Origin of the sequence: Micromonospora sp. HUAS YX12 (assembly GCF_040215685.1) — a bacterium.
Classification (GTDB): Bacteria; Actinomycetota; Actinomycetes; order Mycobacteriales; family Micromonosporaceae; genus Micromonospora; species Micromonospora tulbaghiae.
This window is the reverse complement of the sequence record NZ_CP157974.1, coordinates 3,236,398-3,251,065: the sequence shown is the minus strand read 5'-3', so window position 1 is coordinate 3,251,065 and position 14,668 is coordinate 3,236,398. Positions and strand designations below refer to the sequence as shown.

Annotated in this window: 14 protein-coding genes; 9 read left to right on the top strand and 5 right to left on the bottom strand. The window is 73.0% G+C overall.

Annotation, left to right across the window (positions count from 1 at the left end; all coding sequences use genetic code 11):
- Nucleotides 1–58 precede the first annotated feature (58 nt).
- On the bottom strand, nt 59–529 hold the full coding sequence (locus ABIH81_RS15875; RefSeq protein ID WP_349880984.1) for a MarR family transcriptional regulator: 471 nt from the start codon (nt 527–529) through the stop codon (nt 59–61).
- Nucleotides 530–816: 287 nt separating this feature from the next.
- Here ABIH81_RS15875 and ABIH81_RS15870 point away from each other — a divergent pair, with 287 nt between their 5' ends.
- On the top strand, nt 817–942 hold the full coding sequence (locus ABIH81_RS15870) for a hypothetical protein (protein WP_349880983.1): 126 nt from the start codon (nt 817–819) through the stop codon (nt 940–942).
- Nucleotides 943–983: 41 nt separating this feature from the next.
- Here the strand turns inward: ABIH81_RS15870 and ABIH81_RS15865 are convergent, their stop codons facing one another.
- Nucleotides 984–1,388 (bottom strand): secondary thiamine-phosphate synthase enzyme YjbQ, encoded by a 405-nt coding sequence (locus ABIH81_RS15865; RefSeq protein WP_349880982.1) that lies wholly within the window; start codon nt 1,386–1,388, stop codon nt 984–986.
- Between the two features lie 189 nt (nt 1,389–1,577).
- Between ABIH81_RS15865 and aceE the strand changes: the two genes are divergently transcribed.
- Nucleotides 1,578–4,322: a pyruvate dehydrogenase (acetyl-transferring), homodimeric type gene (aceE, locus tag ABIH81_RS15860; RefSeq protein ID WP_349880981.1), complete on the top strand. Its 2,745-nt coding sequence runs from the start codon at nt 1,578–1,580 to the stop codon at nt 4,320–4,322.
- A gap of 144 nt (nt 4,323–4,466) precedes the next feature.
- On the opposite strand, the gene ABIH81_RS15855 is transcribed toward aceE, so the two are convergent.
- Nucleotides 4,467–4,913: an SRPBCC domain-containing protein gene (locus ABIH81_RS15855; RefSeq protein ID WP_349880980.1), complete on the bottom strand. Its 447-nt coding sequence runs from the start codon at nt 4,911–4,913 to the stop codon at nt 4,467–4,469.
- Between the two features lie 202 nt (nt 4,914–5,115).
- Between ABIH81_RS15855 and ABIH81_RS15850 the strand changes: the two genes are divergently transcribed.
- From ABIH81_RS15850 to gltX, 3 genes are all read left to right on the top strand, one after another.
- The gene (locus tag ABIH81_RS15850) at nt 5,116–6,429 is read left to right on the top strand and encodes a GH1 family beta-glucosidase (RefSeq protein ID WP_349880979.1); all 1,314 of its coding nucleotides are present in this window, start codon (nt 5,116–5,118) and stop codon (nt 6,427–6,429) included.
- Entirely contained in the window at nt 6,426–7,703 is a 1,278-nt protein-coding gene (locus ABIH81_RS15845) for an MFS transporter (protein WP_349880978.1), read from the top strand. Before ABIH81_RS15850 ends, ABIH81_RS15845 begins: the two co-directional genes overlap by 4 nt.
- Nucleotides 7,704–7,791: 88 nt before the next feature.
- Nucleotides 7,792–9,162: a glutamate--tRNA ligase gene (gene gltX, locus ABIH81_RS15840; RefSeq protein ID WP_349881119.1), complete on the top strand. Its 1,371-nt coding sequence runs from the start codon at nt 7,792–7,794 to the stop codon at nt 9,160–9,162.
- 55 nt (nt 9,163–9,217) lie between these two features.
- On the opposite strand, the gene ABIH81_RS15835 is transcribed toward gltX, so the two are convergent.
- Entirely contained in the window at nt 9,218–9,823 is a 606-nt protein-coding gene (locus ABIH81_RS15835) for a copper resistance protein CopC (RefSeq protein WP_349880977.1), read from the bottom strand.
- 192 nt (nt 9,824–10,015) lie between these two features.
- On the opposite strand from ABIH81_RS15835, the gene ABIH81_RS15830 reads away from it, so the two are divergent.
- Nucleotides 10,016–10,678, top strand: coding sequence for a hypothetical protein (locus ABIH81_RS15830; protein ID WP_349880976.1), 663 nt, complete (start codon nt 10,016–10,018; stop codon nt 10,676–10,678).
- 57 nt (nt 10,679–10,735) lie between these two features.
- On the opposite strand, the gene ABIH81_RS15825 is transcribed toward ABIH81_RS15830, so the two are convergent.
- Complete coding sequence (locus tag ABIH81_RS15825) at nt 10,736–11,071, bottom strand: hypothetical protein (RefSeq protein ID WP_349880975.1); 336 nt, start codon at nt 11,069–11,071, stop codon at nt 10,736–10,738.
- A 104-nt stretch (nt 11,072–11,175) separates the two neighbouring features.
- Between ABIH81_RS15825 and ABIH81_RS15820 the strand changes: the two genes are divergently transcribed.
- From ABIH81_RS15820 to ABIH81_RS15810, 3 genes are all read left to right on the top strand, one after another.
- Nucleotides 11,176–12,450: a helix-turn-helix domain-containing protein gene (locus ABIH81_RS15820; protein WP_349880974.1), complete on the top strand. Its 1,275-nt coding sequence runs from the start codon at nt 11,176–11,178 to the stop codon at nt 12,448–12,450.
- 97 nt (nt 12,451–12,547) lie between these two features.
- Nucleotides 12,548–13,717, top strand: a complete 1,170-nt coding sequence (locus ABIH81_RS15815; RefSeq protein WP_349880973.1) for an acyltransferase domain-containing protein — start codon at nt 12,548–12,550, stop codon at nt 13,715–13,717.
- Entirely contained in the window at nt 13,718–14,662 is a 945-nt protein-coding gene (locus ABIH81_RS15810) for a beta-ketoacyl-ACP synthase III (RefSeq protein ID WP_349880972.1), read from the top strand.
- The last annotated feature ends 6 nt before the right edge of the window (nt 14,663–14,668 follow it).

Below are 14,668 nucleotides of genomic sequence, written 5' to 3'. Positions count from 1 at the left end.
ACAGCATTACCGACTCGGGCCCGTCTCGCCCAGTCGGACACGTTCCGCCCGGCGCGGCTCAGACCTGGCCACACTCCTGCGGGCAGCCGCCGTCGGAGACCTTCAGCACCAGATCCCGCAGTGTGGCCAGTTCGTCGGTGCTCAGTCCGTCGAGGAGTCGGGAGTCCGACATCACCTGGCGGATCCGGTCGCGTACCTGCCGCCCCCGCCCGGTGACCACGAGCGCCTTCTGCCGCCGGTCGGCCGGGTCGGTACGCCGTTCCACCAGCCCGGCCTGCTCCAGCTTGTCGGCCAGGCCGGTGACGTTGGACCTGTCGCAGCCGAGCTGCTCGGCGAGGTCACGGGCCGGGAGCGGGCGGTCCGGGTCCAGCTGGTGCAGCGCCCGGGCGGCCGCCGGGGTGAGGCCCAGTGCCGCGATCCCCTCGTCCTGGTGGTGCCGCATCGCGGCGGCGACGTGCAGGATCCGGCGCACGGTCTCCCCGGCCAGGTCCGCCCGGTTGTGGACGGTGGGAGCGGTGGATTGCGCCATCAGGTCATCGTATGGGCGAGTCGATCTTCGATCAGCCGAACGGTCAGGCACCTCGTGCAACCGATTGCCGATCATGAAGCGCTGTTCGGCGGAAATTCCCGGCCGGTCGTCCGCGCGTCACCTTCTGGCCATCGACGTCCGTGAGGCTGCCCGGAGTCGACGAACCGGACTCCGGGGAGGAAAACCGTGGCTCTGTCCCGACGTACCATCCTGCTCAGCGGCGCGGCGCTCGGCGCCGCCGGCGCGGCAGCCGGCCGGACGCGCCCGCGTACACCCGGGCCACGTTCGTGATCGAGGACCGCGTACCCGGGTTGAACCTGACCCACGACCGGCCGCCGGCCGCGGCGCGCACCGCCGCCCCCGGCGTCGACCAGGGCCGGCAGACGGTGGAGGCGGAGACGGTCCGCCCGTGACGGCGCGGCCGGGCCGGGCGCGCGGCGCCCGGTCCGGCCGGTCAGCCGGCCAGGAACGAGAGGCGCACCTGACGGTCGGGGTTGTCGCCGTTGGTGTCGACCAGGCAGATCGACTGCCAGGTGCCGAGCTGGAGCCGCCCGCCGAGCACCGGCAGCGTCGCGTACGGCGGCACGAACGCCGGCAGCACGTGGTCGCGGCCGTGCCCGGGTGAACCGTGCCGGTGCCGCCACCTGTCGTCGGTGGGGAGCAGGTCGTCGAGCGCCCGCAGCAGGTCGTCGTCGGACCCGGCGCCGGTCTCGATGATCGCCAGCCCGGCGGTGGCGTGCGGGACGAAGACGTGCAGCAGGCCGTCGCCGGCCCCGGACACGAACCGCTCGGCCTCGCTCGTGATGTCCCGGACGGTCGGCCGGGAGCCGGTCCGGACGGTGATCACCTCACTGCGCATACGGCGCATTCTGCCGCAGTGCCCGGTTCGCCGCCGCGTGCGCCGATAGCGCACCCGGTGATCGCGCAAAGTTACTGATGGGTACCTGTGTTCAGCGTCGCGTCTGGGGGTGGGAGAGGTGACGACACGCGCCACCAGGGGGCAGGATGGCGCTAGAGACCTATCCCACACGAAACCGAGGGAACGCCTGTGGCTACGGAACGCAAGCGCCCGGTGATCACCGCTGGTCTGCCGAGCCAGCTTCCGGACATCGACCCTGAAGAGACCAGCGAATGGGTCGAGTCGCTCGACGGTGTCATCGACGAGCGCGGGACAAAGCGAGCCCGGTACGTCATGCTGCGCCTGCTGGAGCGGGCCCGCGAGCGGCAGGTCGGGGTGCCGTCCCTGACCACCACCGACTACATCAACACGATCCCGCCGGAGCGCGAACCGTGGTTCCCGGGTGACGAGCACGTCGAGCGGCGGCTGCGGGCGTACATCAGGTGGAACGCCGCGATGCTGGTGCACCGGGCGCAGCGCCCGGAGATCGGCGTCGGTGGGCACATCTCCACGTTCGCCAGCTCGGCGTCCCTCTACGAGGTGGGCTTCAACCACTTCTTCCGGGGCAAGAACCACCCGGGCGGCGGGGACCAGATCTTCTACCAGGGTCACGCCTCCCCCGGCATGTACGCGCGGGCGTTCCTGGAGGGCCGGCTCAGCGAGAGCCAGCTCGACGGCTTCCGGCAGGAGCTGTCGCACCCCGGTGGCGGGCTGCCGTCGTACCCGCACCCGCGGCTGATGCCGGACTTCTGGGAGTTCCCCACGGTCTCCATGGGCCTCGGGCCGCTGAACGCCATCTACCAGGCGCGGTTCAACCGCTACCTGCACCACCGGGGCATCAAGGACACCTCCCAGCAGCACGTCTGGGCGTTCCTCGGCGACGGTGAGATGGACGAGGTCGAGTCGCTCGGCGCGATCGGCGTGGCCGCCCGCGAGGAGCTGGACAACCTCACCTTCGTGATCAACTGCAACCTCCAGCGCCTGGACGGACCGGTCCGCGGCAACGGCAAGGTCATGCAGGAGCTGGAGGCGTTCTTCCGGGGCGCCGGCTGGAACGTCATCAAGGTGGTCTGGGGCCGGGAGTGGGATCCGCTGCTCGCCGCGGACACCGACGGCGCGCTGGTCAACCTGATGAACACCACGCCCGACGGTGACTACCAGACCTACAAGGCGGAGTCCGGGGCGTACGTGCGGGAGCACTTCTTCGGCCGCGACCCGCGGACCCGCAAGATGGTCGAGCACCTGTCCGACGACGAGATCTGGAACCTCAAGCGGGGTGGCCACGACTACCGCAAGCTCTACGCGGCCTACAAGGCGGCGATGGAGCACACCGGGCAGCCGACCGTGATCCTCGCCAAGACGATCAAGGGCTGGACGCTCGGCTCGCATTTCGAGGGCCGCAACGCCACGCACCAGATGAAGAAGCTGACGCTGGAGGACCTGAAGCTCTTCCGCGACCGCCTCTACCTGGACATCCCGGACAAGCAGTTGGAGGAGAACCCGTACCTCCCGCCGTACTACACCCCGGGTGAGAAGTCGGACGAGATCACGTACCTGAAGGACCGGCGTCAGCAGCTCGGCGGCTACCTGCCCACGCGCAGCACCGCGCGCAAGACGCTGGCCATCCCGGGCACCGAGCGGTTCTCCGACGTCAAGCGCGGGTCGGGCAAGCAGAAGGTCGCCACCACCATGGCGTTCGTCCGCCTGCTCAAGGACATCATGAAGGACAAGGAGTTCGGCAAGCGCTGGGTGCCGATCATCCCGGACGAGGCCCGTACCTTCGGTATGGACTCGCTCTTCCCGACCCAGAAGATCTACTCGCCGCACGGCCAGCGCTACACCTCGGTGGACCGGGAGCTGTTCCTGTCCTACAAGGAGTCGACCACCGGCCAGATCCTGCACGAGGGGATCAACGAGGCCGGGTCGGTGGCCTCGTTCACGGCCGCGGGCACGGCGTACGCCACCCACGGCGAGCCGATGATCCCGCTGTACATCTTCTACTCGATGTTCGGCTTCCAGCGCACCGGCGACGGTTTCTGGGCGGCGGCGGACCAGATGGCGCGGGGCTTCGTGCTCGGCGCGACCGCCGGCCGGACCACGCTCAACGGTGAGGGCCTCCAGCACGAGGACGGCCACTCGCTGCTGCTCGCCGCCACCAACCCGGCGGTGGTCTCCTACGACGCGGCGTTCGCCTTCGAGCTGGCGCACATCGTGGAGAACGGCCTGCACCGGATGTACGGCGAGGCGCAGGAGAACATCTTCTACTACCTCACCGTCTACAACGAGCCGATCTTCCAGCCGGCCGAGCCGGAGGGCGTGGACGTCGAGGGCATCCTCCGGGGCATCCACCGCTACTCCCCCGCGCCCCAGGTCGGCGACGACGCGCCGAAGGCGAACATCCTCGCCTCCGGCACCGGCATGCAGTGGGCGCTCAAGGCCCAGCAGCTGCTCGCCGAGGACTGGGGCGTGTCGGCCGACGTGTGGTCGGTGACGTCCTGGACCGAGCTGCGCCGCGACGCGGTGGAGTGCGAGGAGCACAACCTGCTCAACCCGGGCGAGGAGCCGCGGGTGCCGTACATCGCGCGGAAGCTGGCCGGCGCCGACGGGCCGAAGGTCGCGGTCAGCGACTGGATGCGCGCGGTACCGGACCTGATCGCCCGCTGGGTACCCGGGGACTACACCTCGCTCGGCACCGACGGCTTCGGCATGTCGGACACCCGCCACGCGCTGCGCCGCCACTTCCACGTGGACGCCGAGTCGGTCGCGGTCGCCACGCTGCGCCAGCTCGCGCTGCGCGGCGTGGTGCCGGCCCACGTGCCGGCCGACGCCGCCCGCAAGTACGCGCTGGACGACGTCAACGCCGCCCCGGTCGGCGAGACCGGCGGCGACAGCTGAGTGAGTAAGGAAGGGCCCCTTCTTAACGCCTCCGGTAGAGAAGGGGCCCCTTCTTAACACCTCGGGTGGAGACGACGACGGCCCGGCGTCCCTGGCGGGGACGCCGGGCCGCCACCATCGCGGGCGACGCCGGGACGGGCTCGGTCAGCCGACGGCGGCCAGGTCGGTCAGCCGGGCCAGCGAGTCCTCCAGGTCGGCGCCGACCCGGCGCAGGCCGAGCCGGAGCAGGGCCGCCTTGACGGGTCCGGCGGGCCACCGCACGACGATCAGGCGTACGACGGTGCCGCCGTCCTCCTCGTCCGGGGTCAGCTGGACGTAGATCTCGGTGCGCGCCTCGGCCCGGGCGCCGGCGCCCTTCGCGCGTTCGCGCCAGCCGATCAGGGTCGGCTCCTGGAAGGCGATCACCTCGGCCTCGTGCGCGGCGCCGCGTCCGGCCTGGACGAGCTGCCGCCGCCCGAATCCCTCCCCGGACAGGACCTCGGCCGCGCGGACTCCCGCCAGCCAGGCCGGCAGCTGCTCGGCGCGCTGCACGACGTCCCAGACCACTTCCACCGGCGCCGCCACGTGTGCGCTGCGTTCCACGAGGATCATGAGTTATCTTTCCCCCACTTAAATCACATCCGCGATATTCGGCACTCTATGTGTAAATCGGACTTAAGCGGACGTGTTCGGAAAAGACACGCCGAACTCCCTTGCGCCACCCAGCCATCCCGGCCTATGGCGCAGCGGTCCGCGGAGCCCTAGAGTCGCGAGCACGCTTCACGTTCTGGAGGGTGACTTGACGACCTCGCCGATGCCCGAGTTCCCCGCCGGCTTCCGCTGGGGGGTCTCCACCTCCGCGTACCAGATCGAGGGCGCGACCACAGTCGACGGCCGCGGCCCGTCCATCTGGGACACGTTCGCCCACTCCCCCGGCCGGATCGCCGACGGCAGTACCGGCGACCAGGCGTGCGACCACTACCACAGGTACGCCGAGGACACCGCGCTGCTGGCCGGGCTGGGGGTGTCCGCGTACCGGTTCTCGATCGCCTGGCCCCGGATCCAGCCGGCCGGCACCGGCCCGGGCAACGCCGCCGGGCTGGACTTCTACGACCGGCTGGTGGACGGGCTGCTCGCCGCCGGCGTGGACCCGGTCGCCACGCTGTTCCACTGGGACCTGCCGCAGGCGCTGGAGGACGCCGGTGGCTGGCTGAACCGGGACACCGCCGCCCGCTTCGCCGAGTACGCCGACCTGACCGCGGCCCGCCTCGGCGACCGGGTGAAGCTCTGGATCACGCTCAACGAACCGTTCATCCACATGAGCCTCGGCCACGGCGTGGGCGAGCACGCCCCCGGCCGGACGCTGCTGTTCGACGCCTTCCCGGTGGCCCACCACCAGCTCCTCGGGCACGGTCTCGCGGTCGCCGCGCTGCGCGCCCGCAGCACGTCCCCGGTGGCGATCGCCAACAACTACTCCCCGGTGCGGCTCGCCGGCGACACCGACGCGGACCGGGCCGCCGCCGCGGCGTACGACGCGCTGCACAACCGGCTGTTCACCGATCCGCTGCTCGGACGCGGCTACCCCGACGCGCTCGGCCCCGACCCGGGCGTGGTGCGCGACGGCGACCTGGACGTCATCGCCGCCCCGATCGACGTCCTCGGCGTCAACTACTACAACCCGACGGGCATCCGGGCGCCGGAGGCGGACTCGCCGCTGCCGTTCGAGATCGTGCCGCTGGACGGCTACCCGCGCACCGCGTTCGACTGGCCGGTGGCCCCGGACGGGCTGCGCGAGCTGCTGCTCCGGCTGCACGAGCGGTACGGCGACGCGCTGCCGCCGATCCAGGTCACCGAGAGCGGCTGCGCGTACGACGACGCACCGGACGCCGACGGCCGGGTGCACGACCCGGAGCGGATCACGTACCTGGACGGGCACGTCCGCGCGGTGCGCCAGGCGATGGCCGAGGGCGTGCCGGTGACCGGGTACTTCGTCTGGTCGCTGCTGGACAACTGGGAGTGGGCCGAGGGCTTCACCAAGCGGTTCGGCCTGGTGCACGTCGACTTCGACACGCAACGGCGGACGCCGAAGTCGTCGTACACATGGTTCCGGGACCTGGTGCGGCGATGACCACCGTCGACCCGACGCCGGCCTCGCTGCCGGCGGCGCTCGCCGAGCCGTCCGTCCCGGTGCGGCGGGGCTGGATCGCGCTGATCTTCGCGGCCAACCTGGGCGTCTGGATGGCGTTCTTCACCCCGATCCAGGTGCTGCTGCCGCAGCAGGTGGAACGGATCGCCCCGGCCGACAAGGAGGCCATGCTGGCGGTGGTCACCGGCCTCGGCGCGCTCGCCGCGGTGCTGGCGAACCCGCTGGCCGGGGCGCTGTCCGACCGCACCTCGCTGCGGCTGGCGAACCGGCACTTCGGCCGCCGGCACGTCTGGACCGCGTGCGGCGCGGTGGTCGGCGCGCTCGCCCTGGTGCTGCTGGCCCGGCAGAACACCATCGCCGGGGTGGCGGTGGCCTGGGTGGCCGCGCAGGTCTGCTTCAACGCGATGCTCGCCAGCCTCACCGCCGCGATCCCGGACCGGGTGCCGGTGGCGCAGCGCGGCGGCGTGTCCGGCTGGGTGGGCATCCCGCAGGCGCTGGGCCTGGTGCTCGGCGCGGTGCTGGTGACCGCCGTGGTCACCGGCAACGCCGCCGGGTACGCGGCGATCGCGCTCGCCGTGCTGCTGCTGTCGCTGCCGTTCGCGCTGCTGACCCAGGACGACCCGCTGCCCCGGGAGCACCGCTCGCCGCTGCGGCTGCGGTCCCTGTTCGCCTCGATGTGGATCAGCCCGCGCCGCCACCCCGACTTCGCCTGGGCCTGGTTCACCCGGTTCCTGGTGCAGACCGGCAACGCGCTGGGCACGCTCTACCTGCTCTACTTCCTCACCGACGGGGTACGGGTGGCCGACCCCGAGGGCTCGCTGCTGGTGCTGATCCTGCTCTACACGGTCGGCATGATGCTCACCGCCGTGGTGGCCGGGCGGATGTCCGACCGCTCCGGCCGGCGCAAGGTCTTCGTGATCGCCTCCGGGCTGATCATGGCGGTGGCGGCGGTGCTGCTGGCGGTGGCGCCGACCTGGCCGATGGCGATGGTGGCGGCGCTGCTGCTCGGCGCCGGGTACGGGGTCTACCTGTCGGTGGACGCCGCGCTGATCACGCAGGTGCTGCCCGCGGCCACCGACCGGGCCAAGGACCTCGGCGTGATCAACATCGCCAACTCGGCGCCGCAGGTGCTCGGTCCGGCGCTGTCCGCGCCGATCGTCGTGCACCTCGGCGGCTACCCGACGCTGTACGCGGTCACCGCGGCGGTCACCCTGCTCGGCAGCGCCCTGGTCGTGAAGATCAAGGCGGTGCCCTGACCCGGCCCCCTGCCGGAAACCCGTCGCGGTCCGCCGTAGGCTGGGGGGCGTGACGGTACGTGTACGCTTCGCCCCTTCCCCGACCGGTATGTTCCACGTCGGCGGCGCCCGCTCGGCGCTGCAAAACTGGATCTTCGCCAAGCAGCAGGGCGGGGTGTTCGTGCTGCGCATCGAGGACACCGACGCGGCACGTAACCGGCCCGAGTGGACCGAGGGCATCCTCTCCGCGCTCGACTGGATCGGCATCGCCCGGGGCAGCTACGAGGGCCCGTACTTCCAGTCCTCGTACGCGGGCGAGCACCGGGCCGCCGCGCAGCGGCTGTACGAGGGCGGCCGCGCCTACTACTGCGACTGCACCCGCGAGGACGTGCAGGCGCGTACCGGCCCGCAGCAGCGCGGCTACGACGGCTTCTGCCGCGACCGCGGCCTGGGGCCGGGCGAGGGCCGGGCACTGCGCTTCCGTACGCCGGACGAGGGCGAGACCGTGGTGGTCGACCTGGTCCGCGGCGAGCCGACGTTCGAGAACAAGCTGATCGAGGACTTCGTCATCGCCCGCGGTGACGGCTCCCCGGTGTTCCTGCTGGCGAACGTGGTCGACGACATGTCCATGGGGATCACCCACGTGATCCGGGCCGAGGAGCACCTGCCGAACACCCCGAAGCAGCAGCTGCTGTGGGACGCGCTCGGCGTCAAGCCGCCGGTCTGGGCGCACGTGCCGGTGGTGGTGAACGAGAAGCGGCAGAAGCTGTCCAAGCGGCGGGACAAGGTCGCGCTGGAGGCGTACCGGGACGAGGGCTACCTCGCCGACGCGATGCGCAACTACCTGATGCTGCTGGGCTGGGCGCCGTCGGGCGACCGGGAGATCGTGCCCTGGTCGGTGATCGAGGAGGAGTTCCGGCTGGACGAGGTCAACCCGTCCCCGGCGTTCTTCGACGAGAAGAAGCTGCGCGCGTTCAACGGCGACTACATCCGGGCGCTGCCGGTGGCGGACTTCGTCGAGGCGTGCCGGCCGTGGCTCACCGGCACCGAGACCATCGCCCCGCCGCCGTGGCAGCCCGGCGAGTTCGACCCGGCCGCGTTCGCGGCGGTGGCCCCGCTGGCGCAGACCCGGATCGCGGTGCTCAGCGAGATCGTGCCGAACGTCGACTTCCTGTTCCTGGCCGACCCGCTGATCGACGAGGCGGCCTGGGCGAAGGCGATGAAGGAGGGCGCCGCCGACCTGCTGGACGCGGCGATCGTCGCGTTCGAGGCGCTGGAGTCCTGGGACGCCGAGTCGCTCAAGGCCACGCTGGAGGCGGTCGGCGCGGAACGCGGGCTGAAGCTGGGCAAGGCGCAGGCGCCGGTACGCGTCGCGGTCACCGGTCGCACCGTCGGCCTGCCGCTGTTCGAGTCGCTGGAGGTGCTCGGCCGCGACCGTACGCTGACCCGGCTGCGCGCCGCCCGCGTACGCCTGGTCTGAGCGGCGGGCCACGCAGAGTGGTCCCGCTGGCCGACTCCCGCGCGCTGGGCCGCGGTCAGCGGCGGGCGCGGCGGCGCAGCAGCAGTCCGCCGCCCAGCGCGGCCAGCACCACCACGGCCCCGGCCGCCCACAGCCAGCCCGTACCCCCGTCGTCGTCCGTCCCGGCGGCGGCCGGGGTCGGGCTCGCCGGGGACGGCGCGGCGCTGGTCGGGACCGCGCTGGGGGTCGGGACCGCGCTGGTTTGCGGCGCGCTCGCCGACGGCGCCTCCGCCGGGGTGCCCGTGGTCAGGGTGAACCGGATCTCCCCCTTGACCGGATGGCCGTCGTCGGAGGCCAGCCGGTAGGTCACGATGTAGAGGCCGGCCGCGCCCGGCCGGAACGGCACGGTCACGCGCTTGCCGGCGAAGGCCGGCGCGCCACCCGTCGCGGCCACGTTGTCCGGGCCGGTGACGGTGACCTCCGTCGTGGCCTCCTTCGGCGTGGCGAGGAACCGCAGCTCGATCCGCTCCGGTGCGGCGGCCAGCCGGGCCCCGTCGCGCGGATCACTGCCGGTCAGCGAATTGTGCGCGGCGGCCGGCGCGGCCGGCAGCAGCGCGGACGCCGCGACCACCCCGAGCACCACCGCCCAGGTACGCGCCACACGGGCGACCCTGCCCCCCATGGTTCCCTCCGTCCGGGTAGGATCCGGCCGATGATCATCGACCGTTCATTGGTCGGTCTCAGCTCGCAGATAGTTCCAAATACTCTTCCACCAGCTGCAACCGAGCGCCGTTCTGCGGAGTCTTTGTGGTGGACACCGGTCCAGTGTGACCTGCAGCGGAAGCCAGCCATCGAACGGGGCGAGGAGGCGGCGATGATCCGAAGGGTGAGACGGCTGCTGGTCGCCGTGACCGGGAGCGTGGCGGCCCTGGCGTGCACGCTGGCCCTGGCCGGCACGGCGGCGGCCCAGGCGGCGCCCAAGCCGAAGCCGGCTACGACCGGCGTCGACATCAGCGGCGAGCGGCTCGACGCGCCGCTGAAGCTGCGCGCCGACACCAGCCCGAACGAGGTCAACCTGGTGATCGACCAGGTCAGATGGCTGGGCACGACCGGCCAGCTGCGCGGCCCGGCCGCCAAGGATCTCGGTCCGAAGTACACGGTGGTGGTGCTCGCCGCCGCCGGTCCGCAGCGCACCTACGACCTGTTTCCGCTGGCCAAGGGCGGCCCCCGGATCTACCGGCCGGGCAAGCAGCCGGACCTGAGCAGCACCCGGGCCGGCTGGTTCTTCGGGCGGCTCAACATGCCCGAGACGCTGCGCTCGGTCGGCGTGCCGATGCCGGCGCAGTTCGACACGCTCGCCGGCGGCATCGGCGGCGGCGAGCGGGTGCTTCCGGAGGAGGCGCTCGACCCGGTGCAGAACATCGACACCGCGCTCGGCGAACTCCAGCGGCTGCTGCTGCTCAACGTGGGCATCGTGCTCGTCATCACCGCCGGGCTGGCCGGCATCGCACTGCTGGTCCGCCGCCGCACCCGCTGAACCCGGGTCCGCGCCCCTTCCGCCCGGCGCCCGCCCGTCAGCGCCGGCCGGCACCCGTCAGCACCAGCGGCGTGGCGGGCGCTCCCGGCGGACGGTGCGGTTGCGCGGGCGTACCGCGCCGTGACGGTGGGCGCCCGCCCAGCCCGCCAGTCCGCTACGGCAACTCCGGTCGTCCGGTTCCTCGTCGGCCGGGTGCGCCGGCTCCGCCGCCTCCGCCCGCTGCCGGGGCACCCCCAGCTCGTCCTCGGCACGCTCCGGCGCCCGGCCGGCCGGCTGCTCCCCCTGCTGGTTCAGGCACGGCCGGCGCGGATGTGTGGCAGTCGCCGGCTGGTCGTGGCCCCGCCGGCAGGCTTCACCCTGGGCGCAACCGTGCTCGGCCTCCCCCTGCGCCATCCCGGCCCCCCTCACGCGTCGCCCTCGCCCGCCCGGCCGGAGTCTGGCCCGGCGTGCCCTGACACCGTACTGGCCCGGCCGAACAAGATCGTCAGCGCGTACCGGTGGAGATCGTCACGCGGCGGCGGGCGCGTCGCCTCGAAGTGGATCCGCTGGTCACGCCGTGTCAGGCTGGTGCGGTGAGCGAACCGGGCGGAACGGAGACGTCGGCGACGCTGCGCCGCATCGAACGGGCGGCGGGCAGCCTGGCCACCGCCAGCGTGGCCCGGATGGACGAGACGCTGCCGTGGTTCCGTGAGCTGCCCGCCGACCAGCGCTCCTGGGTCATGCTCGTCGCCCAGGCCGGCGTGCGCTCGCTGGTGCAGTGGCTGCGCCAGGGCGGCGGCGCGACCGACCGCACCCAGGAGGTGTCGGACGAGGTCTTCGCCGCCGCGCCGCAGGCGCTGGCCCGCTCGATCAGCCTCCAGCAGACCGTGGCGCTGATCAAGGTGACCATCGACGTGGTCGAGGAGCAGGTGTCGGAGCTGGCCGTGCCGGGCGAGGAGCAGTCACTGCGGGAGGCGGTGCTGCGCTTCTCCCGGGAGATCGCGTTCGCCGCCGCCCGGGTCTACGCCCGGGCCGCCGAGAGCCGCGGCTCCTGGGACGCCCGGCTGCAGGCGCTGCTGGTCGACGCGCTGCTGCGGGGCGACTCCCCGGACGTGCTGGCCAGCCGGGCCGCCGCGCTGGGCTGGACGGACGCGCCGCCGGTGGCGGTGGCGGTGGGCCGCTCCCCCGGCGGCGAGGTGGCCGCCGTGCTGCACACCGTCTACCGGCAGGCCCGGCGGATCGGCGTCGAGGTGATCGGCGGCGTGCACGGTGACCGCCTGGTCATCGTGCTGGGCGGGGCGGCCGATCCGGTGGCGGCGACGGAGAAGCTGCGTACCGCCTTCGGCGAGGGGCCGGTGGTGGTCGGCCCGGCGGTGCCCAGCCTGGACGAGGCCACCGAGTCGGCGCGGGCGGCGCTGGCCGGGTTCCGGGCCGCGCCGGCCTGGCCGACCGCGCCGTGCCCGGTCGCCGCCGACGAACTGCTCCCGGAACGCGCGCTGGCCGGCGACACCGAGGCCCGCCGCCGGTTGCGCCACGACGTGTACGCGGCACTGGCCCGCTCCGGCGGCGAGCTGCTGGAGACGCTCGACGCGTTCTTCGCCGCCGGCGGCACGCTGGAGAGCGCGGCGCGGGCGCTGTTCGTGCACCCGAACACCGTGCGCTACCGGCTGAAGCGGATCGCCGAGGTGACCGGCTTCTCGCCGCTGGCCCCGCGCGACGCGTTCGCGTTGCAGGTCGCGCTGACAGTGGGACGCCTCGACCCGGTGGTGCCGACGGCCTCCGACCGGCGATGATCACCGACGATCTTTGTAGGTTTCCTCTAAAGGTTCTAGTGCGGTTTGGTGCCGTACGTTACAGCGCGGCACGCCGGTATCCGTCAGAGTCGTACACGTGCTCGCCGTACTCTCTCCCGGACAGGGTTCACAGAAGCCCGGCTTCCTCGCGCCGTGGCTCGACCTCCCCGGCGCCGAGGCGCGTCTGCGCTGGTGGTCGGCGCTTGCCGGGGTGGACCTGATCCACCTGGGCACCCGGGCGGACGCGGACGAGATCAAGGACACCGCCCGTACCCAGCCGCTGCTGGTCGCCGCCGCGCTGCTCGCCGCCGAGCACCTGCCGATGCACGACGTCGGGCTGGTCGCCGGGCACAGCGTCGGTGAGCTGGGCGCCGCCGCGCTGGCCGGGGTGCTGCCGGCCGAGTCCGCCGTGACGCTCGCCGGCGTACGCGGGCGGGAGATGGCCGCCGCCTGCGCGCTGGAGCCGACCGGGATGGCCGCCGTGCTCGGCGGCGGCCCGGACGAGGTGATCGCCGCGCTGACGGCGCACGGGCTGCACCCGGCCAACCGCAACGGGGCCGGTCAGATCGTGGCCGCCGGCGCGGTCGACGCGCTGGACAAGCTGGCCGCCGAGCCGCCGGCCCGGACCCGGGTCATCCGGCTCCAGGTGGCCGGCGCGTTCCACACGCCGTACATGGCACCCGCCGAGACCGCCCTCGCCGCGGTGGCCGCCGGTGTCCCGGCCTCCGCCCCGGCCCGGATCCTGCTGTCCAACCTCGACGGCGCACCGGTCACGCACGGCCCGGAGACGGTACGGCGGCTGGTCCGGCAGGTGACCGCGCCGGTCCGCTGGGACCTGTGCATGCGGACGCTGGCCGGCCTCGGCGTCACCGGCGTGATCGAGCTGCCGCCGGCCGGCACCCTGGCCGGGCTGGTCAAGCGGGAGCTCAAGGGCGAGGGCGAACCCGAGATCGTCACCCTGAACACCCCGGCCGACCTGCCCGCCGCGCGCCGCCTGATCGCCCGGCACGCCGGCCCCGCCGCCCGCCCGGCCGCGCCGTCGTTCCGGGTGGTCGTCTCCCCCGCCGCCGGCCGCCTCGACCGGTCGGCCGGACCGGCCGAGGGCGCCGAGGTACGCGCCGGACAGGTGCTCGGCCACGTCGCCACCGGCCGGGGGCCGGTCGAGGTGACCGCGCACGACAACGGGCCGCTCGTCGAGTGGCTCGCACACCACGACGACCCGGTCGCACCGGGCCAGCCCCTCGTCCGTATCGGAGGAACGCACTAAATGGCCGGCAGCCGGATCGTCGCGATGGGGCACTACCAGCCCTCCCGCGTCGTCACGAACGACGAGATCGCGCAGATGGTGGACACCAACGACGAGTGGATCCGGGACCGGGTCGGCATCGTCACCCGGCGGATCGCGGGCGACGAGACGGTGGCCGACATGGCCACCGCCGCCGCCGGCAAGGCGCTCGCCAACGCCGGGCTGACCGCCGCCGACATCGACCTGGTCGTGGTGGCGACCTGCACGTCCGTGGACCGCAGCCCCAACGTGGCCTGCCGGGTCGCGGCCAAGCTGGGCATCAACGCCCCCGGGGCGTACGACCTCAACACCGCCTGCTCCGGTTTCTCGTACGCGCTGGGCACGGTGGACCACGCGATCCGGGCCGGCGCGGCGCGCAACGCGATCGTCATCGGCGCGGAGAAGCTCTCCGATTTCACCGACTGGACCGACCGCTCGACCTGCATCATCTTCGCCGACGGCGCCGGGGCGGCGGTGGTCAGCGCGACCGCCGACGACGAGCCGGCCGGTATCGGGCCGGTGGTCTGGGGTTCCGCGCCGGAGAAGGGCGACGCGGTCCGGATCGAGGGCTGGCAGCCGTACATCAGCCAGGAGGGGCAGTCGGTGTTCCGCTGGGCCACCACCGCGCTGGCCCCGCTCGCGCTCCAGGCGTGCGAGCGCGCCGGGGTGGCCCCGTCGGAGCTGGCCGCGTTCGTGCCGCACCAGGCCAACGCCCGGATCATCGACGGCATCGCCAAGCGGCTGAACATCCCGGACGCGATCATCGCCAAGGACATCGTCGAGTCCGGCAACACGTCGGCGGCGAGCATCCCGCTGGCCCTGTCGAAGCTGGTCGAGCGGCGGGAGGTGCCCTCGGGCGCCCCGGTGCTGCTGTTCGGCTTCGGCGGCGGCCTGACCTACGCCGGTCAGGTCGTGCGCTGCCCCTGAGACCCC